The sequence below is a fragment of the Tepidimonas sp. genome, assembly GCF_036825565.1.
GTDB lineage: Bacteria > Pseudomonadota > Gammaproteobacteria > Burkholderiales > Burkholderiaceae_C > Tepidimonas.
Genome location: NZ_DAISXZ010000041.1, coordinates 1 through 19,454 on the forward strand (window position 1 = coordinate 1; position 19,454 = coordinate 19,454).

Annotated in this window: 15 protein-coding genes, 1 tRNA gene and 1 pseudogene; 7 read left to right on the forward strand and 10 right to left on the reverse strand. The window is 66.1% G+C overall.

Translation table 11 applies throughout. From position 1 onward, the window contains the following. The first annotated feature begins 99 nt into the window (after nt 1-99). The gene (locus V7026_RS06990; RefSeq protein WP_334154643.1) at nt 100-1,380 is read left to right on the forward strand and encodes a DNA methyltransferase; all 1,281 of its coding nucleotides are present in this window, start codon (nt 100-102) and stop codon (nt 1,378-1,380) included. Beyond that, nucleotides 1,355-2,272, forward strand: coding sequence for a Bpu10I family restriction endonuclease (locus V7026_RS06995; protein ID WP_334154644.1), 918 nt, complete (start codon nt 1,355-1,357; stop codon nt 2,270-2,272). Before V7026_RS06990 ends, V7026_RS06995 begins: the two co-directional genes overlap by 26 nt. A 110-nt stretch (nt 2,273-2,382) precedes the next feature. Here V7026_RS06995 and V7026_RS07000 read toward each other — a convergent pair whose 3' ends face one another. The 5 genes and pseudogenes from V7026_RS07000 to V7026_RS07020 all read right to left on the reverse strand — a co-directional run bounded on the left by V7026_RS07000 (nt 2,383) and on the right by V7026_RS07020 (nt 7,306). Next, on the reverse strand, nt 2,383-3,057 hold the full coding sequence (locus tag V7026_RS07000; protein ID WP_334154646.1) for a hypothetical protein: 675 nt from the start codon (nt 3,055-3,057) through the stop codon (nt 2,383-2,385). An 8-nt stretch (nt 3,058-3,065) separates the two neighbouring features. After that, nucleotides 3,066-3,153: transfer RNA gene (locus V7026_RS07005), tRNA-Ser, on the reverse strand. 189 nt (nt 3,154-3,342) lie between these two features. Next, nucleotides 3,343-4,521 (reverse strand): annotated as a pseudogene (gene dcm, locus V7026_RS07010) (DNA (cytosine-5-)-methyltransferase); the annotation flags it as partial. Between the two features lie 306 nt (nt 4,522-4,827). Next, nucleotides 4,828-5,673 carry a hypothetical protein gene (locus V7026_RS07015; RefSeq protein WP_334154647.1) on the reverse strand — a complete coding sequence of 282 codons (846 nt, stop codon included), beginning with the start codon at nt 5,671-5,673 and terminating at the stop codon, nt 4,828-4,830. Nucleotides 5,674-6,643: 970 nt separating this feature from the next. Beyond that, on the reverse strand, nt 6,644-7,306 hold the full coding sequence (locus tag V7026_RS07020; RefSeq protein WP_334154648.1) for a hypothetical protein: 663 nt from the start codon (nt 7,304-7,306) through the stop codon (nt 6,644-6,646). A 316-nt stretch (nt 7,307-7,622) separates the two neighbouring features. On the opposite strand from V7026_RS07020, the gene V7026_RS07025 reads away from it, so the two are divergent. Further along, nucleotides 7,623-8,525 carry an ArdC family protein gene (locus V7026_RS07025; RefSeq protein WP_334154649.1) on the forward strand — a complete coding sequence of 301 codons (903 nt, stop codon included), beginning with the start codon at nt 7,623-7,625 and terminating at the stop codon, nt 8,523-8,525. Beyond that, a complete protein-coding gene (locus tag V7026_RS07030) occupies nt 8,518-8,778 on the forward strand; it encodes a hypothetical protein (RefSeq protein WP_334154650.1) in 261 nt (86 codons plus the stop codon). Before V7026_RS07025 ends, V7026_RS07030 begins: the two co-directional genes overlap by 8 nt. On the opposite strand, the gene V7026_RS07035 is transcribed toward V7026_RS07030, so the two are convergent. Next, entirely contained in the window at nt 8,766-10,532 is a 1,767-nt protein-coding gene (locus V7026_RS07035) for a DUF6538 domain-containing protein (protein ID WP_334154651.1), read from the reverse strand. The genes V7026_RS07030 and V7026_RS07035 overlap by 13 nt on opposite strands. A gap of 320 nt (nt 10,533-10,852) precedes the next feature. Between V7026_RS07035 and V7026_RS07040 the strand changes: the two genes are divergently transcribed. Next, nucleotides 10,853-11,578 carry an N-acyl amino acid synthase FeeM domain-containing protein gene (locus V7026_RS07040; protein ID WP_334154653.1) on the forward strand — a complete coding sequence of 242 codons (726 nt, stop codon included), beginning with the start codon at nt 10,853-10,855 and terminating at the stop codon, nt 11,576-11,578. Here V7026_RS07040 and V7026_RS07045 read toward each other — a convergent pair. The 3 genes from V7026_RS07045 to V7026_RS07055 are packed head-to-tail and all read right to left on the reverse strand — an operon-like array spanning nt 11,554 to nt 14,548. Then, complete coding sequence (locus V7026_RS07045; protein WP_334154665.1) at nt 11,554-12,720, reverse strand: GGDEF domain-containing phosphodiesterase; 1,167 nt, start codon at nt 12,718-12,720, stop codon at nt 11,554-11,556. The genes V7026_RS07040 and V7026_RS07045 overlap by 25 nt on opposite strands. Then, nucleotides 12,720-12,935 carry a GGDEF domain-containing protein gene (locus V7026_RS07050; protein ID WP_334154655.1) on the reverse strand — a complete coding sequence of 72 codons (216 nt, stop codon included), beginning with the start codon at nt 12,933-12,935 and terminating at the stop codon, nt 12,720-12,722. The genes V7026_RS07045 and V7026_RS07050 overlap by 1 nt, the downstream gene beginning before the upstream one ends. Continuing rightward, nucleotides 12,899-14,548 (reverse strand): 7TM diverse intracellular signaling domain-containing protein, encoded by a 1,650-nt coding sequence (locus V7026_RS07055; protein WP_334154657.1) that lies wholly within the window; start codon nt 14,546-14,548, stop codon nt 12,899-12,901. The genes V7026_RS07050 and V7026_RS07055 overlap by 37 nt, the downstream gene beginning before the upstream one ends. A gap of 117 nt (nt 14,549-14,665) precedes the next feature. On the opposite strand from V7026_RS07055, the gene dinG reads away from it, so the two are divergent. Both dinG and V7026_RS07065 read left to right on the forward strand, forming a co-directional pair. After that, nucleotides 14,666-16,822: an ATP-dependent DNA helicase DinG gene (dinG, locus tag V7026_RS07060; RefSeq protein WP_334154658.1), complete on the forward strand. Its 2,157-nt coding sequence runs from the start codon at nt 14,666-14,668 to the stop codon at nt 16,820-16,822. Next, nucleotides 16,819-18,132 (forward strand): glycerate kinase type-2 family protein, encoded by a 1,314-nt coding sequence (locus tag V7026_RS07065; RefSeq protein WP_334154661.1) that lies wholly within the window; start codon nt 16,819-16,821, stop codon nt 18,130-18,132. The genes dinG and V7026_RS07065 overlap by 4 nt, the downstream gene beginning before the upstream one ends. A gap of 136 nt (nt 18,133-18,268) precedes the next feature. On the opposite strand, the gene V7026_RS07070 is transcribed toward V7026_RS07065, so the two are convergent. Next, nucleotides 18,269-19,454, reverse strand: a 1,186-nt coding sequence (locus V7026_RS07070; protein ID WP_334154663.1) for a molybdopterin cofactor-binding domain-containing protein, incomplete at its 5' end; no start/stop codon positions are given.

Sequence of the window (19,454 nt, forward strand, 5' to 3'; positions counted from 1 at the left end):
TGCCAGCAGGTATCCACGGCGGCTGGGTATTATGTGATCATCCGGGATGCGACAACTACCCAAGTGAGTGAACCTACTAATTGAAATTGGTGTTGTTTTGTGCTGCTGGAAAATGTGATAACAGAAAATTCTGTCTTTGCACAAACGCCTTTGGATACTCAGGAGATAGCGCCAGCGCGCCTGAACATCGAGGAAAAAGCGCGAAGCAATCTTCTGCCGTGGAACGGTCAGTTTTCCCCTCAGTTCGTCGAGGCGCTGCTGGAGCAATATGCTGAATCGACGACCACTGTCCTTGACCCGTTTTGTGGAAGCGGGACGGTGCTTTATGAGTCCGCACGACTGGGGCTCCAGGCCACAGGGATTGAAGTCAATCCGGCGGCATATCTCCTTGCGCAAACTTATGGAATATCTAACGTTAGCAAGGCGCAGCGAGAATTGGCTTTAGCTGAAATTGATCGTCGATTGGCGAAATTGTCTGAGTCGGGGCTGCTTGACCTCCCGCCTGCCGATTCATCCAACTGGTCTCTACGTGGTGACGAACTTCTTGCTAGCTTTGACGATGCCAAGCCGCTTGAGCGATCCGTATTCGAGACATTAGTAGTCTTGTCCGACATTTACAAAGGAAGTGACTCTGCAAAGGTAAATGCGGCTTGGGTCAAACTTAAGCGAATCATCCTTGGGTTGCCCTTTTCAGATAAGCCAATCCGCATGCTTATCGGCGACGGTCGCAAGCCAGTCCTTAGTGAGCCGGCAAGCCTAGTGCTCACTTCGCCTCCCTATATCAATGTTTACAACTATCATCAACAGTACAGAGCTTCCGCGGAGGCTCTAGGTTGGGACCTGTTGCAGGTGGCTAGAACTGAGATAGGGTCCAATCGCAAACACCGAGGCAACCGGTTCCTCACGGTAATTCAGTATTGTCTCGATCTTGGGCTTGCACTTCACAATTTGTGGGACGTAACTACGGCCGAGGCTCGACTGATTTTTGTCCTAGGACGTGAGTCAAAGGTTCGTGGGGTGACATTCTTTAATGGAGCGATTTTCTCAGAGCTCGCACTTCGAGCTGGGTATCGGCTTGTCTTGCGTCAAGAGCGCGTGTTTACGAACCGGTTTGGGCAACGCATAGTTGAGGACATACTGCACCTGCGCAAGGAGTCCCGAAGGGAGCTAAGCATGAGCAACCTGCGTCAGGTGGCGACCGAGGCCCTACATGTCGCGCTCGCGCTTGGGCAAGGATTCGCAGAGGATGTTCTGAGCGACATTCGGAATGCAATTGAAGGTGCAGAGAAAGTTCTCCCTTCGCCTTCTTTTGATGCAAAAGCTAGTCACAGAACAAATCACTTGAGATCAACCTATGCCATACCCCACTCCGCATCTTGAAAAACTAACTGCCACCCTTGCGAATGACAAGCTCCCGGTGGCAGATCATCCACGAATTCAGGCCGCGATAAGCACCTATCAGGCTTGGATTGCGGATCTCGACGGAGTCGATGGTACTGCCGAGCAGGTAATTGCTCGAATGGTCGACCTGTTGAATAGTTATCGAAATTACATCGATGTAGACTTGGTCTTTGACAGCACTGAGGACTTCTTGTACAGGCAGAAGGGCCAGTTGAAGCTTGATAACAGTGTAATTGAGGAGTTTTTGCCGAGATTGGTCGGGCACCCCAAGGTTCTTCCAGAACTACAGCCGATTGGTGCAGTGCTTGGTCCGACACCATCGTTTTCTGCAACGTATTTCAATTCGAGCCTAGATTCTCTGCGGCCGGGCGGTGGCTTGGCTATAAAGACCAAGAATCAAGATTTTGCCTTGGCAAAGCCGCTTTTCTTGATGGCTTCGCATAGCCACGATTTTGCGGACGCGGTCACGCAGCAAACCTACATCAGTTACGTGGCTGCCGAGTGCAAAACCAATCTGGATAAAACTATGTTCCAGGAGGCTTGCGCAACGGCGCATGACACTAAGACTGCGGTTGCCGGGGCAAGGTATTATCTCTTGTGTGAGTGGCTGGACATGTCGCCGCAGAGTACTGCGCCTACGGATATCGACGAGATCATAATTCTTCGCAAAGCAAAGCGACTCAATTCAAATGTGCGTGCGCATTACTCTTCGGCTGCAAAGCGTCGCCAGCTTCGAGGTGAGTACTTAGGTTTCTTGCAGGCGAACCCCTTCAGGGCGGACATGTTTGGTCGTTTTGTGGGGCATATCAGAGAGCTCATTCGCAACGAGCAGCCAATCGAGACTAGTGTCTTGCAGACGGGCTACTTCTAAGGTCGACGAGTGCAATAGGCACTGGTGACTTAGATCGCCAGCAGGGAACGGTCCGCAGGTATGTGCACCCCCGCGACCGTTCAGTTCGCCTGTGAGTCTTGGATGACAAGCTACTGAGCGCCGAAAATCTCTCGGTATCTCGTGTGTAGCAGCATTGGGTCATCCTCCGGCACCTTGCTCCTCGAATCCGCGGTGAGGAAGCCCACCAGAAACCCAAACGCGGGCTCCTTAGTCAGGTCCCCGGGCGCTTGCACGCCGGGGGCAATGACTACGGCCGCGCTAGGGTGGAGGAAGCCACTGTCGACGAAACAGGCGGCGACCAGCTCCGAGCAGAAGAACGGGCCGAAATCCGCCGCCGGCTGTTGCTCGCCGGTCTCAAAGTAGCGCGCAAGCGCGTCCATTGCTTCCACCGCGTGCCTGCGACGGTTCGCCGAGTAGCGCAGTGCTTCGCGGTAGTTGTACCCCGCTCCGAGCGCTTGAAGAGCAGCCGCATAGTCCCTCAGCCCGTCGATGCGCTGAGGGTTCCATGCATCCGGGTGCCGCAGCACAGCCACGTGACGTGCCTCAGCCAACAACTCAGCCAGTGGCCGCACCTTCACCCCGTGCAGAGGCCGGGCGTCGAGTACTTCCGAATGTGAAAGTGCAATGGCTGCGTGCGTGTACGGGCAACCAGTGACCGCGGCTATCGACCTCCTGACGACCTTGCTTGCGTTGATCCCTTCCGGGGGGCGGCACAGCAACACGTCGCCAGGCTTGACGTCGTTCGGTGAGAGCGTGAGGCTCATAAGTTGGGTGGCGGAGAGCCAGGGATTCGAACCCTGGAGCCCTCGCGGGCTGCCGGTTTTCAAGACCGGTGCAATCGACCACTCTGCCAGCTCTCCACGCGTCAATTGTAAGTGACAGACCACCTGTACCCTCGGAGCCAGTCCCTCTGCGAGACTGGATCGCCAAGGCGAGCCGCCACCCAAGGCGAGGTCAAGCTTCGGAGCCGGAGCGGAGCAGCCAACCAGCGCTGCGCCGATGCGAGCGACCAGCCCAGTGACCAGCGCGTTCCCCATCAGGAACGCTCGCTTCGAGTCGCTGATGCCGGGAATCGCGGTGAAGCCTCTCGGGAACCCGTTCAGGGCTTCCAGCTCCTCCGGCGTCAGGCGGCGTAGGCGCCCGTCCGCCGCCTGGATGACGTGGCGGGTGCGGGAGGGCGCAGCGCCCCCTTCGCTGGTAATGATGGTTCGAGCAGGCCGGTCGAGCGGGTCCGGGAACTGCATCGCCCCCTCGCTGAACCGGTAGGCGTGGCCGGCAGCGCTGACCCGCTCGATGGACTTCGCGCCCTTCAGGAACTGCCACTGAGGAACGCTGGACTCGTCCAAAAAGTAACTCGGGCTCACGTCAGACGTGGCCGACACCACATCACCAAGCGTCAGGGCCGCTGACTGGCCAACAAAGGGCGTGAAGTCGGAGATGGCCGCAGCTTTGGTGGCCGCCGTCCAGACCCGCCCATTGATACAGACGCCGGCATTGGCGAAGCGAGTGGCACCCCTGGCGCCTGGCTCATAGCCCTGCTGGGTCGCCAGCACGTCACCGCCCAGGGCGAAGCTGGACACCGACCCCACCAGGTCCACGGGGAGTCCGGCCGCCAGCGGCGATGAGGACTGGAGCCAGCGGTCTGGAGCCGCGCAAGCGGCAGTCCATTCAGCGTACTGCTCGCTGGTCTCGTGGATGGCCACGATGAACACCCGCTTGCGCTTTTGGGCGTGGCCGTAATCCGCGGCGTTGATGACCTGCCAAGCAGCCGCGTAGCCCAGGGCTTGCAGGCTTGACAGGATGATGGCGAAGTCGCGACCGCGGCACGTGCTTGGACTGCTGATGAGGCGATCCACGTTCTCCAACATCAGAAGCTCGACGGGCTTGCCTCGTTGCAGTCGCAGTTCGAGCAGCTTGTGAATGCCCCACCACAGCACACCCTTCTTGCCTTCGAGTCCGTGGCTTTGGGAGGCGGGCTTTGCCACCGAGTAGTCTTGGCAGGGGAAGCCACCTACCAGCATCGTGGGTGCCAGCGTGTCGAGGCGGTCCAGTTCGGCGGGGTCTTTCAAGACTTCGAACAGGTCGCGGTTTACGGCGGCGTGTCCCCACCGCGCCTGGTAGACGGCAGCAGCGTGTTGACGCTTGCAACCGGGCTCAAACTGGTTTGCCCATACGACCTCGAAGGCGGGAGGGAGCCCAAGCCGGGAGCGTTCGGCATTGGCCTGCATCAATCCGTGGCGAAAGCCGCCGACGCCGGCAAAGAGTTCAATGACTCGGTGGGTGGAAGTGGTCTGGTTGGCGCTCTGGCCGCGTGCAATTGACAAAGTGGGTCTCCGGGCGAAGGCCCGGGAACCACGTCAATGAGCGCTGAACACCTGCGCAGACTTGGAAGACTCAGACGGCGCGGTGCGCCGGGCTGAGAAGTCCAGAAAAAAAGGTTTAGCCATCCGGTCGGCGGAAGGCGGAGCGGCGTGGATCAGCGCGTAATGGCGCTGATTCGCGACGCAAGGGCGGCCACGGAAACAGCCACGCCGTCAGGAGCTGGCTGGAAGGAGTACGTCCCAGTACAAATTGCCGTCGATGGCATCGCCGGGGACCAAGCTCTCGGAGATTGGGAGCAGGCACACATCCACCTCTGCGACTTGGCTGTCAGTCAGCCGCCCCATCCGGTGCGCGTCTTGAAACGACGCTGCCATCCAGCGAAGGGCTTGCTCGTTCGTCGCCACCAAGGCCAAACGGGCCAGCCACAGGCCGGGTGCCAACTCGACCTGCCGCTCGCCCCCAATGCACTCCTGCACCAGAGCAACGGTCTTGTGACGCTCAGGGCGCGACTTTTGCGAGTTCTCGCACTCCAGCCATACGCAACGCCCGTTATCCGCGATGACCATCCCATCGGCTTGCTTGCCCTTGAGCACCCGGCACGGGCCACGCTCCGTCGCTATCTCGTGCTCGGTCACCACGCCCAAGCCCTGCTGCACGGCGCGAATCAAGTACCAGTTGCTGGCCGCGCGATGAACCGGGTTGCCCAGTGCCAGGGCGTTACCGCCCTCGGCCTCCATACCGGTCTGCTCGGTGAGCAGCCGGGCGCCCTTGGCCGACAGCACATAGACCGTGCCCTTGGGCATGGCTCGCGCGATGACGAGCTTGTCGTCCGTCAGCGCCTTCAGGGTCCGGCGGGCCATGGCTTGCGCCTGTGCGGCGTCAGACCAGACCAACGCCGCAACCATGCGGTTGGTCAGCCAACCAAACCGCGCGAGCCAGGTCAGCACGTCGGTCCTGTTGCGCTCACCCACGATGCGCTTGTCCAGCGTCGTCGGTGTGCTGTCGTCGGTCGGCGTGCCAGTCGGCAGCGCGGCCTGGGGAAAGATGGTGTTGTTCATGGGCATATCTCCAGGTTGATGAGCACCCTTGTGCTCCGACTACCTGTAGCTACCGCCTTGAACGAGCATTGGGAGCCGTCCAGCGGGATCGCGCTGGACGGTGGCCGACCGGGCGTTTTCCCCTCCTGGACGTCGGGCCACGCCCTACGACGCTAGGGCGTCGTTCCGGCCTTCATTGCAGCGCCCCTTGTGCCGCTGCGCGGCCGGGCAACCGGTTCCACACCTTCCGCTCGCAGCACAAGCCCCTTTGGGGGCATGTTCTGCGGTGTCTTTGACCCCCGCTCACGGCCGGGCTGGACGCCCGTGTCTGGCGACTGCGAAACCGGTTGCCCGGCCGCATGGCGTCGGGGGCGGGGCGATGCCCCCGGCTGCCCTAGTCGGCGTTGGCGCCGACCCGCGCTTGGACCGCGCTTACCGGCCCCGGCTCCCCCGACCGGCCTCGTCCTGCTGGGGCAGGAGCGTCGGCCGGGACTGCGCGGCGCCGGCCGCTTGTCCCGGCGCTACGCGCCGGTCCCCAACGCAGGTCGTGGCGCCCTCCTGCGGGGGCGCGGCAACCAGCGTTTAAACCCACGAGCTATAGGTCTCGTGGCAGGAGAGGGCTCAATACCCCGCGGGCCACTTCAGCGCCAAGCGGGAGCCATGGGCGCAGCGCCGGGTGGAACAACCGGAGGCGTGGCGGGGGTGGGTGCAGTCCGCCCCAAAGTCCGGTTGTGCTGCGGCGTATTCACACGACCGCAGCGCTCGAAGCGAGGGGCTAACGCCGCCGTCCACACTCGCAGGGCAGCCACCTCCATCCGCGATCCGAGCGGGTTGGGGGGTGTTTTGCCCTCGCTCCAGACTTCACCACCATCCAGCAAAAGAACTTCTGTCCAAGGACAGAAGTCTTGACAGACCTGAGGCTCGGCAACTCCGCTCTCACCTGTGCCAAAAAAAATGGCCCGCACAGCGGGCCGTCGTTCAGGGAGCAGGTTCAGCGGAACCAACCCGGCGGCAGCTCCGCGCTCTGGAGCAGCAGCATCGGCCGCCCTTCCGGGTCTTCGGTCGGCCAGTTCCCGCGCAGCACGGACCTGAGCAGCGCGCCGTCCAGCTCGTCCCTGGTGAAGAGGGCAGTCGGCTCGTAGCTGCCACCGCAGTAGTGCCCGGTGGCGTTCAGGCAGTCGAAGTAGCCTTCGTCTAGCCACTGAGGACGCGACACGACTCGCGTAGGCGTGACGAACAGGGACAGGACCTCATTGTCATAGGCGGCCCATGCGCTGCGCCCCAGGGGCTCTTCCGGCGAGTAAACATCCAGCCGCGAGGTCCTGAAGCAGTGGGCGAGTACCCGTTGCCTCAGGTCGGTCGTGTAGACGCTGGACGGTTCGACCCTCACTTGAACCAGTTCATCCACGATTTCGTCGAACCCCTCGCCCAGCCAGTGGACCCACATCGGAGCCTCCCACAGGATTTCAGGGATGAGCGTCGGGAACATGATGCCGGGCACCTCGAAGACGCTCGGAGCCAGGTCGTCCGACTTGGCGTAATCCACGAACCGTGCCAGCTCGCTGTCTCTAGCAGCCAGGTCGGCGGTGTCGGCGCAGAAGTGGAGGCGGTCGAGGTCTCCCTCGATCGCGATAGGGGAAAAGATGTGGTGCATTAAGTACTCCGTGTTGTGAGCCCGGAAGTCCAGGCACGGAGTAAAGACGTGCTGTTTAGCCAAACCCTTGCAGCAATGTTGGCAGCGGGGCTCAAAAAAAATCACAAGTCAGCTAAGGGGCCAGCCCCTCGCGACGCTCAACGGTGAAGCCCGCGCGGATCGCGCGGGCCATCCGGCCAGCCTTTCCCCATCTTCCTGCCGTGCAGACGGGGTGTACCCCTGCCTGGCTGCCTGCCGTTGACCTCTTGCTACCCCCGGTTTCGCCAACGGGCACCGGGTGCCATCACGCACCCACCAGCCCTACAGGAGAAGACCGATGGAAGCCAGCAAACCCCGCCGTGACCTTTACGCCGAAGTCACTCAACGAATCGTCCAGGCGCTGGCCCAGGGCGTCAGGCCATGGGCCTGCCCGTGGAGGAAAGATGCCGAGACTCCGGCCCGCCCCAGGCGCCACAACGGCGAGACCTACCGCGGCATCAACGTGCTCTTGCTTTGGGCCACCGCGCAGGAGCGCGGATACCAGCGCAACACCTGGCTGACCTACCGCCAGGCGGAGGCGCTTGGCGGTCAGGTTCGCAAAGGGGAGCGGGGTGCCCTCGTGGTGTTCGCCGGCCGACAGAGCACGTCCGACGCAGCCGAGGAGGTCGAGGAGCCTTCCGAACCCAGGTCGCAGAGGACGTTCGCGTTCCTGCGGAGCTACACCGTGTTCAATATTGACCAGGTAGACGGGTTGCCCGAGGCCGACTCAGTGCCAACCGTTTCGCTGGCCCAGGTCAGGCCTGATGAGGGAGCGGAGGCATTCTTTGCCGCGACGGGGGCCCGTGTGCAGCACGGCGGCAGCCGGGCTTTCTATGCCCCAGGCTCTGACTTGATTCAGCTGCCGGACCCATCCGCATTCCGGGACCCGGCCAGCTATGCCGCGACCAAGGCGCACGAGCTGGCGCACTGGACTGGGCACCCCCAGCGCCTGGCCCGTGAGTTCGGGCGACGCTTTGGCGATGCGGCGTACGCCATGGAGGAGCTGGTCGCGGAGTTGTGCGCGGCGTTCATCTGCGCCGATCTGCGCATCGGTGCAGAGCCGCGCGAAGACCACGCGGCCTACGTCGGCGACTGGCTCAAGGTCTTGCAATCCGACAGCCGCGCTGTTTTTACAGCAGCATCCCAGGCTCAACGTGCCGCCGACTTCCTGCACGCTTTCCAGGGAGCGCCGCGTGTCTAGCGATGCCCTCGTGACGCTCGCCATCGTCGGATTCCTTGCGCTCGTCATCGGGCTGAGCGCCTTGGGCTTCTGGAACATGTATTGGCGCTTGCCGACGTTCGACGAGTACCGCCGTCGTCATCCCGGGCTGGTGAAGAACGGCCCCCTCCGCTGCAACCGCTGCGCGGGCGGCAGGGTGTTCCTGTACCACCTGACCGAGCATCACCGGCGGCACCTGTGCGCTACCTGTGGCGCTGCGCTCTACCGCTCCTGACGTGCCCGACCGGCCAGCCATACCGAGTAGGCCGGCGGCAGCTCGACTCCACTGAAGTCGAGAGTCTTGATGTACTCCAGTACGACAGACGGAGCGTGCCCGCGACCGTACGCGGATTCGCTGCCCTCGGTCTCGATGACACCCACGTCTTGCCCGCGCAGACGCTTGCGGCCGGTGTAGGCCTGCGCCAGTCCGGCCGGCCACTGCTGTCCGGGACGCTGCGCGTCGCGGATGCGGTCTTCAAGCTGATGCCGGAAGCTGTGGTTTCCGAAGCCGTGGCCGAACTCGAGTTCGTCGCGGACGTAGCGCAAGAACGCCTGTTCGTAGGCTCGGCCCAGGATCGGAGTCTTGCCGCCTGGCTTCGGAAGACTCGACGGGAAGAGCATGGCGTGTTCGCCGTCCGCGCGCCGCCGAGTGGCAACGAAGTCCAGGATCCCCAGCGCAAGCAGCGACGGATGCAGAGGAACCACACGCTCGGTGGCGTCGTTCTTGACGCTGCGGGCGACCCCAGCGGCGAGCAGGTCAGCTTGTTCGCCTTCAAGCTCCGCTCGAAAGTGCACGACCGGTACATCCCCAGTGGCATCGAAGTCAGACGCGACGAGCTGGAGCACTTCGCGGACGCGATTACCGTGGAACATGCAGACCAGCGGTACCCAGAAGCGCGCGGCCAAGTCTTTCCGCATTTTGCCGCGCCACCGGTCGGAATCTGCCCGGTACCAGTTGGACCCGAACAGCGTCGTGAGCTGCTTATTTGTGAATGGGTAGCGAGGCTTCTTCCTCTCGCGCTCCTCGCTGGCGGTGAGCATCGGCATGACTTCCATCGCATCGACCGGATTCGGGCCATCCAGCAAGCTGCGCGTCCGCGCGAGGCCAAATACCTCGCGCAGCGTGCGCTTGACCAAGCCATGCGCGTACGTCATGGACCACGGCTTCTCGGGCGCTCGCATGCGGGCTTCTAGGAACTCGAAAAGGTCGGCGCCCTTTACGGAAGCGAGCGGAACATCGCCCATGTGCTCGATCAACCGCGCCCAGATGTTCAACGAGGTGCCGAGGTGCTTCGTGCCAGCCGTGACCTGTTTGAAAGCACGGTAAGGCTCGGTCATCGCGCTCAAGGTTGCGCCTGGCGCTTGCGGCTTGGACGGCGTGGCGGCGGGCTCGCCCTGGCTTCTGCGCAACAGACGGGCGGCGGCTTCGCGCTCCACTTCGGCGAAAGCCCTCACGAGTTGCGGGTACAGCGGGTCGGTCCGCTCGACCGGGCAATCGACCTGCACGCACCAGAAGTCGATGACGTCCAGGACGCTCGACCACTCCGGTGAGGCCTTTCCACGCTGCACGACGGACCGCATCGACTGGTCTGTGACTTCGCAGAGCTGGACAAGCGCCGCACTGGTGGCGTCGTCGTATCCCTCGCCCTCGAAGCGCGCCTCGTCATCGAGCTGCATCCAGTGATAAAGCCGCCTGGCGCAGATGTGCTGGATGAGGTCCTGACTCAGGATGCGCGGCGCTGACTGGTTACCGCGGACACCAGCCAAGAGTTGATCCCATTCGGCCCGCTTCTCGGCGATGAGCCGGGCGCCGATGGCCTTGGCCCTTCGCAAGTCGGCGGTGCCAGTTGACTTACGGAACTCTCGAACTCCGGGGAGGCCCTTCAAGGCAGAGGGCGGGACGAGCCGAACGTACCAGTTCAGCGTGCGGCCGTGGTCTGGCCGGTAGAAGTTTTCAGGCACTTCGCGTTGATCTCGTGTGGCACACATGTTTGGCACACCTAGCGTCTTCCAAGTCCTTGATTTTCAAGAACTTATCGACAAATCAACGACTTACTTTAACTTCGACGGGGAGGGTGAGATTCGAACTCACGAACGGTTGCCCGTTGCCGGTTTTCAAGACCGGTGCAATCGACCACTCTGCCACGCTTCCGGCGCGGTCGGGATTGTAAGCGGGGCGTGCCGCCGACCGCCGCGTCGGAAAACCGCCGACACGCAAAACGGCGCGTTGCCGACTACAGGGGCGTTGGGCGGTGCCTACAGTGAAAAGCGTCTCGACACTTGGGGCGTTTGCCCCGGAGGATCACACCATGCTCTCGCCCACCCTTGCGTCTGACCCCCGCGCCCCCGTCGACGGCTGGTATGCCGTGCCATCGTCCCTGTCGTGGGGGGTGCCCGGCCCGGCGGCCGCGGCGCGTCATGTCGAGTGGTTGCCATTCACCGTCCGCGTGGCGCACGCCGCGCAGGACTTGCAAAAGGCCGTCGATGTACGGCACGCGGCCTACGCGCGGCATTTGCCTGCCGCGATCACGCAAGGGCTGCGCAGCCCCGAGCCCGTGGACCATGCCCCGGGTGTGGCGGTGCTGCTCGCCGAGTCCAAGGTGGACGGCTCGGCGCTGGGAACGCTGCGGATTCAGACCAATCGCTACCAGCCGCTGGCGCTGGAGCAGTCGTTCGACTTGCCCGACTGGATGGCCGGCGCCCCCTGTGCCGAGGTGACCCGGCTGGCGGTCGCCCAGGCGGTGCACAGCCGGGTGGTCAAGACGGTGATGCTCAAGGCCGCGTACTTCTGGTGCCTGCGCGAAAGGGTGCGCTTCGTGCTCGTGACGGCCCGCGCGCCGCTGGACCGCCAGTACGCCCGGCTGATGTTCCGCGACGTTCACCCCGGTGCCGGCTTCATTCCCCTGCCGCATGTGTTCAACCTGCCCCATCGCGTCTTGTATTGCCAGATCGCGACGGCGCGCGACGACGGCGCCGAGCATCCGCTGTACGACTTCTGGTTCAACACCGATCACCCGGACATCGACCTCGATTGACCGGGCTGGCCCGTCGTGTCCGGTTCGGGGTGCCCCAGCACCCAATCGACGTTGGCCAGGTCGTCGTCCGGCGGCAGGCTGTTGAGGTAGTCGCCCAGGCGGGCGTCGGCGATGAAGTCCGCCCCCGACTGGGCCGCCAGAATCTGCTGCGCCGCCACGGGGCGCGACAGCGCGTAGCCCTGCACGAAGTCCACCCCGATTTCGGCCAGGGTTTCGACCGTCTCGAAGTCCTCGGCCCATTCGGCGATGGTTTTCATGCCCAGGTTTTGTGCCAGACTGACGATCGCTTCGACGATCGCGACGTTGGCGGGATGGCGGTTCATGTTGACGATGAAGCTGCCATCGATTTTGAGGATGTCGGCCGGCAAATCCTTCAGGTACGAGAACGAGGTGTAGCCCGCGCCAAAGTCGTCCAGCGCCACCTTGGCGCCGTGGCTGCGCACGCGGTCGATGAAGCGGCGCGTGTTGGCGATGTCGTTGAGCGCGACGCTCTCGGTCACCTCCAGGCACAGCCGGTGCGCGACCCCGCGGTGGCGCTCCAGCGTGTCGTACATGTCCTCGATGAAGCGCTCGTCGTTGAGCGACGCGCCTCTGAGGTTGAGGCAGACGAACTGGTTCTGCGGCAGCCGGGCCTCGTGCTCCGTCAGCCAGCGCAGCGTGGATTCCACGACCCAGCGGTCGATGACGCTCATGCGGCCGGCGTTCTCGCCGGCGCGGATCAGCCGCTCGGTGGGCACGCGGCTGCCGTGTTCGTCGTGCATGCGCAGCAGCACCTCGAAGTTGAGCGACTGGTGCGGGTGCCGCAGCGAGACGATGGGCTGCATCTCGAGGAACAGACCCTCGATGTTCTGCCCGGCCGCCAGGCGTTCGACCAGTTGCATTTCGGCCTCGTGGTCGCGAAAGGCGCGCGATCCGTGCTCGTACACCACCAGGCCGCTGGCGTGGGCGCGCTTGGCCTCGCGGCAGGCGCGGTCGGCCGTGGCCACTACGTCCTTGGGCGAGGCGCCGGGGGAGACCTCGATCAGGCCGATCGATCCGCGCACCTGAAAGGCGCGGTCACCGACGGTGAACGGCTCGTGCATCAGGCGCAGGAGGACGTCGCGGCAGACGGTTTCGGCTCGGTGCAACGGCGTGTCCAGCATCACCAGCAAAACTCGTCGCCACCGATGCGGCCTAGGTACATGTGGGGCGACAGCGGCTCCTGCGCGCGCTCGCACACCTGTTGCAGCACGGCGTCGCCCGCGACGTGGCCGTACAGGTCGTTGATCAGTTTGAAGCGATCCAGGTCCAGATAGGCGACGGCCAGGGGTTTACCGCGCCTCAGCCGCTGCAGGCCCCGACTGAGGCAGGCCTCCACCCCCGCCGATTCATCGCCTTGGTCAGCGGGTCATGATCGGCCAGGAACTGCAGATGCTCGTGCGCCCGCACTTTGTCGGTGATGTCCTGCAGCGTGCCTTCGATCTTGTCGCCGGCGCGCGCGGCACGGACCAGGAAGCGGCGCGTCATGCCGTCTTCGCGCGTCAGACTGGTTTCGAACTCCACGCTGCGCTCCGCGCCGTCGCCGTGCTGGAGCTGCGCCCAGTCGTGCGCGGGGAAAAGATCGTCCCAGCGGGTGCGGCCCACGTCCAGGCCCCGACCGGCGAGGGCGTGCGCCGCCGGGTTGGCGCTGATGAACTGGCCCTGTGTGTCCAGGGTGAACAGCCCGATGGGCAAAAAGTCGAAGGTGTGCTGCAATTCGGCCTGCAGGGCCAGCCGTTGCAGATGCTCCTGCCGAAACTGCTCGGCGATCGCCAGGGACGCCAGCAGGCTGGACGCCAACGCCGCCGTCATGCTGTTGACGGCGCCGATTAGGCCCTTGAGGCCGAGCGCCGCAGCGATCACCTCATACAGGCTCGCCCCCAGCGCGATGGCCATGGAGCCCGCGTACCACATGGCCACGGGCGAGCGGGTGCGCACCAGGATGACCGCTAGCGCATAGCCCAGCACACACACGCCAATCGCGGTGGCAACCCAGATGACGGGCAGAAAGTACCGGTAGGGCAGTACCAGCGCGGCCGCCAGGACCGGCACACAGGCCAGCACGACCATCCGTACCGCTGCCAGCGTGCGCGTGCGCTCCAGGTCCGACTCGAACAAAAAGCGAAACAGCACCACGGTGGCCGTCGAATACAAGGCCAGTGTCAGCTGCCGCATCGGCGTCAGCCAATCGGCCGGCACCAGATGCCCCAGCCACTGGTAGTCCCAGCCCCCCGACAGCGCCGCCATGCGCTGGTTGATGACCAGCCATGCCGCGAAGATCAGATAAGTGCGCTCGCGGTTGAGGATGCCGGCAACCAGGGTGAACAGGGCCAGCAGTAGCAAGCCCCCGTCCAGCCAGCCGGCGTCGCGGTGGAACTGCCGCTCCAGCACGGGCAGATCTTCCGCGGCGCGCCCGACGGCGCTAAAGCGTGCCGGGCCGGTGAAGCGTGCCTCGCACAGCACATGGGTGGGCAGTTGCGGCATGGCCAGGACGAAGCCAGCGCGCGAGGGGCGCAGGGCCCCGTCGCCGCCCGCGCTGCGGTCGATCTGACCCAGCGGTTGCTGTCCATCGCCGTCCCAGCACCGCATGGCGGTCGTGTGGCGGGACGGAAAGTCGATCACGCGCCCTGGCGCGCGATCCTGTGGTGCCAGCCGCAGGCTTACCCACAACGGGTGCTCGGACAGGTGCGTGTCCCACTCTGTGCGTGGGGTGCGGCGGGCCAGGCCGTCCAGAACCTCGGCGGGGGATCGGGGCGTGTCCACCGCCATGGCCGTAAACGCCAGTGGGCGTCCGTCCCTGACGGGGTATTCGTCGGACCATGACCACAGTGCCCAAACCGACAGCAGCGCGGCAAGCACGGGGACCAGGTAGGCGGCCAGAAACTGCAGGCCGTGCTCGATCCGCACGGTGGCGCCGGATGGGGCAGCGGGCGACGATGGGCCGGAGGTCACGGACAGGTGGGGGAGTGGCAATGTGTGAAGTGGTCTCCCTGATCCGTGGGGCGTCGCCCTCTGCGATGACGGGGATTATGGGGGTGAAACCCGGTGCGTGTGTCACACTCGGTCTCCATGAACACGACGGAGGCAACGGAGGACCTGGCCGCCCAGGCGCTGGACGCGTTCGACGACCTGATCGCGGGCCAAGACGGTTTGCGGCCACGTCCGGGGCAGCGGGAGATGGCGCGGCATGTGGCCCGCACATTCGCCCCCGTGACCCTGGGCAAGCCAAATGACGAGGCGGCCCCCGTCACGCGCCGCTTGGCGGTGATCCAGGCCGGCACCGGGGTCGGCAAGTCGCTGGCGTATCTGGCACCGGCCATCGTGGCGGCCGTGGCCAAGCAAACGCGGCTCGTGGTGTCCACGGCCACTGTGGCCTTGCAGGAGCAGCTCGTGCACCAGGACCTGCCGGCCTTGGCGCAGCGGCTGCCGGTGGGTTTTCGCTACGCGCTGGCCAAGGGGCGCGGCCGCTATGTGTGCCGGCTCAAGCTCGAGCGCTGGCTGGCCGATCCGCACGCCGAGCCCGACCTGGCGGACGTTGACGAAGTCCCCGCGGCGGGCGCCCCCAGCGGTGAGCGGCTGGCGTGGCTGCGTGCCCGGGCGCACGATCTGGCCCACGGCCGCTGGGATGGCGATCGGGACAGCCTGCCGGAGCCGCCGGAGCCCGCCTGGTGGTCGGCCATCGCTGCCGAGGCGGCGTCGTGCACGGCGCGCCATTGTCCGCTGTACGGGGGGTGCGTCTATTTCGAGCAGCGCAAGGCGCTGGTGGGCGCGCAGGTCATCGTCGTCAACCACGATCTGCTGTTGTCCACGCTGGGCTCGCGCCAGTTGCCGGAGCTGGATCAGTGCCTGCTGGTGCTGGACGAGGCGCACCACCTGCCGGCCATCGCGCTGGAGCAGTTTGGTTGCCGGGCGGGTTTGACGCGGCTGGCATGGATCGACCAGCTCGCCAGCCGGGCGCTCAAGGCGGGGCAGGAGGTCGAGTTGGATGCCCTGGGGGATGTGCCGCCCGCCGCCGCGCGGCTGCGCCATGCGTTGCAGGCGGTGGCCCGTCTGGCAGTGCAAACCTGGGGTGCGCGGCTGTGCGAGGTGGACGGCGACGCACAGCCCCTGTGCGTGCGCTTGCCGCGTGGCCGCCTGCCCGACGGCTTCGATGTCCCGCTGCAGGAGGCGGCCCAGGCCAGCGCGGCCTTTTTGGATGCGTTGCGCGCCGTCAGTGCCGCGCTGCGTGCGGCGCTGCGCGAGCGGCCGGACGAGGCGCGGCGGCTCTCCCAGTTGTACGCGCAGCTCGGCACCTTGGCCCCGAGGCTCGAGGCCGCCCACGACACCGTGCGCTGGTTGCTGCACGAGCCCCCCGAGGGTGAAGCGCCCCTGGCCAAGTGGTTCACGCTGTCGGCCCCCGGCGCCGGGGCGGTCGGCGACACGGTGCGGGTGCAGGCCCATGCCAGCCCCATCCAGCCGGGCGGGCTGCTGCGGGCCCGGCTATGGAGTGGGGCGCGCGGCGCGGTGCTGACCTCGGCCACGCTGACCCCGTGCGGGCAGTTCGACTTTTTTCTGCGCGAGGCCGGACTGGCGGACGATCCCGATGTCGAGGCCCTGGCCGTCGCCAGCCCCTTCGACTACGCCGAACAGGGGGCGCTGGTGCTGGGCGGTGTGTCGGTGGACCCCCGCGATGCGGCCGCCTACCTGCAGGCGGTGCAGGACGCGCTGCTGCGAGATCTGCCGTCCGTTCGGCATGGGGCGCTGGTGCTGTTCACCGCCCGCGCGCACATGCAACGGGTGGCCACCGCGTTGCCCGCGGAGTGGCGCGATCGCGTGCTGGTGCAGGGCACGCTGCCGCGATCCCGTCTGCTGGCGCGCCACCGCGAGCGGGTGGCCGCGGGCGAGCCGTCCATCCTGTTTGGTCTGCAGTCCTTTGGCGAGGGGCTGGACCTGCCGGGCCGGCTGTGCGAGGACCTGTTCATCACCAAGCTGCCCTTTGCGCCGCCGGATGACCCGGTGGGCGAGGCCCGCGCCGAGTGGCTGCGCGGCCGGGGGCGCGACCCGTTTCTGGATCTGGTCGTGCCCGCCACCGCCACACGGCTGCTGCAGTGGGTGGGGCGTGCCATCCGCACCGAGGACGACCGGGCCCGCATCGTCTGCTACGACCCTCGGCTGCTGTCCACCGGTTATGGCCGTCTCATCCTCCAGGGGCTGCCTCCCTTCACGCGCCGTTTGGATGCACCATGACCCCCACCCCCGACACCCCTCGTGAGTGGCTGACCCACCTGTACCGCACGGCCGTCGAGCGTGCTCAGCCTGCCCGCCAACTGGCCGCCCGCCTGCCACCTCCGCCGCGCGGGCGCACGGTTGTCGTCGGGGCCGGCAAGGCCGCGGGCGCCATGGCCCACGCCCTGGAGGCGGCCTGGCCCGCGCAGACCCCCCTGAGCGGCTGCGTGGTCACGCGCTACGGCCACACGCCCCCGCGGCCCCTGGGCGTACCGCCGCGCATCGACGTGCTGGAAGCCGCGCACCCCGTGCCCGACGCGGCCGGGGTACATGCGGCGCAACGGCTGTTGGCCTCCGTCCAGGGGCTGGGGCCCGACGATCTCGTGATCGCGCTCATCTCCGGCGGAGGCTCGGCCCTGCTGGGCCTGCCGGTGCCGGGCCTGGATCTGCCCGGGTTACAGGCCATCACCCGGGCGCTGCTGGCCAGTGGCGCGTCGATCCACGAGATGAACGTCGTGCGCAAGCACCTCTCCCGCATCCAGGGCGGGCGGCTGGCGCTGGCCGCGGCGCCGGCCCCCGTCTGGACGCTGGCCATCAGCGATGTGCCGGGGGACGACCCCGCCGTGATCGCAAGCGGCCCGACGGTGGCCGATGCCAGCACCGACGCCGACGCGCTGGCGGTGCTGGACCGCTACGGCATCGCGCTGCCGCCCGCCGTGCGGGCGGATCTGGCCGCGGGGCGGCACGAGACACCCAAGCCCGACCATCCGCGCTGGGCCATGTGCACGGTGCGCCTGATCGCCACGCCGCACGCGGCCTTGCAGGCCGCCGCCGCCGAGGTCGAGCGCCTGGGGCTGCGCGCCTATGTGCTGGGCGATGCTTTGGAGGGCGAATCGCGCGAGGTGGCTCGGGTGCATGCTGCGCTGGTCCGCTATGCCCTGCAGGGGCACGGGCCCTTGCGTCCGCCGTGCGTGATCCTGTCCGGCGGCGAAACCACGGTGACGGTGCGCGCCCCGGCGCAGGCAGCGGGCCAGCGCCCGCGCGGCGGGCGGGCGGCGGAATTCGCCCTCGGCCTGGCGTTGGCGCTGGACGGCACCCCGGGGGTGTGGGCGCTGGCGGCGGACACGGACGGCATCGACGGCACGGAAGACAACGCCGGCGCCTTCGTTACCCCGGACACGCTGGCGCGCGCCCGGGGGCTGGGCCTGTCGGCGCGCGATCACTTGGACCGGCACGACAGCTACGGTTTTTTTGCCGCGCTGGACGACCTGCTCGTCACCGGGCCCACGCACACCAACGTCAACGACTTCCGGGCGCTGTGGCTGCGCTGATGGGGCACCTGCCATGACCCCACCGAACGCCCGCTCGACCGGCTTGTCGCGCGGGCGCGGCAGTGGCGAGCGCGTGGCGCGCCGATTCCAGCATGAGGTGCGTGAGCCTTTCGACGACGGCTGGCCCCCGCCCCCGCTAGGCCTCCTGGCAGGCGCGCCAGATCCGCTCCGGCGTGGCGGGGGCGTCTAGCGGCAGCGGGCCATCGGCCGGCAGGCCGGCGCGGCGCCGCGCGCTGGCCACCGCGTCGCGCACTGCCTCCCACACGCTGATGGCCAGCATGAACGGCGGTTCGCCCACCGCCTTGCTGCCAAACACATTGTCTTCGCGGTTCGGCTCGGGCCAGAGGTCGATGCGCCAGTGCGGCGGCAGGTCGCCGGCGGTGGGGATTTTGTAGGTGCTGGCCCCGGTGGTCCACAGCCGCCCGTCGTCGCGCCAGACCAGCTCTTCGGTGGTCAGCCAACCCATGCCCTGCACAAAGCCCCCTTCGATCTGCCCGACGTCGATCGCCGGGTTGATGCTGCGCCCCACGTCGTGCAGCACATCCACGGCCAGCACCCGAAGCTCGCCGGTCAGCGGGTCGACGGCCACTTCGGTGCACGCCGCGCCGTAGGCGAAGTAGTAAAAGGGCCGCCCCGTCAGCGTGGTCTTGTCGTAGTGGATCTTGGGCGTGCGGTAAAAGCCGTCGCTCCAGAGCTGGATGCGGTTGGCGTAGGCCTCGCGTACCACATCGTCGAAGCACCGGCGCGCCTTGGGAGAGAGCACCCAGCCGCCTTCGAAGCGGATTTCCCCCGCGCCGCAGCCGTCCAGCCCGCAGACGAAGGCGGCCAAATTCTGGCGCACGCTGGCGGCAGCGTATTGCGCCGCGCGGCCGTTGAGGTCGGTGCCACTGGAGGCTGCGGTGGCGCTGGCGTTGGGCACGCGCGCGGTGTCGCTGGCGCTGACCTGCACGCGCTCCACCGGCACCCCCAGTTCGTCCGCCACGATCTGGGCCACCTTGGTGTGCAGGCCCTGGCCCATCTCGGTACCGCCGTGATTCACCAGCACGCTGCCGTCCGTGTACACATGCACCAGCGCCCCCGCTTGGTTGAACAGCGTCGCCGTGAAGCTGATTCCAAACTTGACTGGGGTGAGCGCCAGGCCCCGCTGCAGCACGGGGCTGTGCGCGTTCCACTCAGCTATGGCGGCGCGCCGCTGGGCGTAACGGCAGCGTTCGGCCAGCGCGTCGATCAGCGGCCGCAGGATGTTGTCCTCCACCCGCATCTGGTAGGGCGTGGTGTCGCGCCGCGGGGGCAGGGGGGCTGCCGGCCGGCAGCCCCCCTGC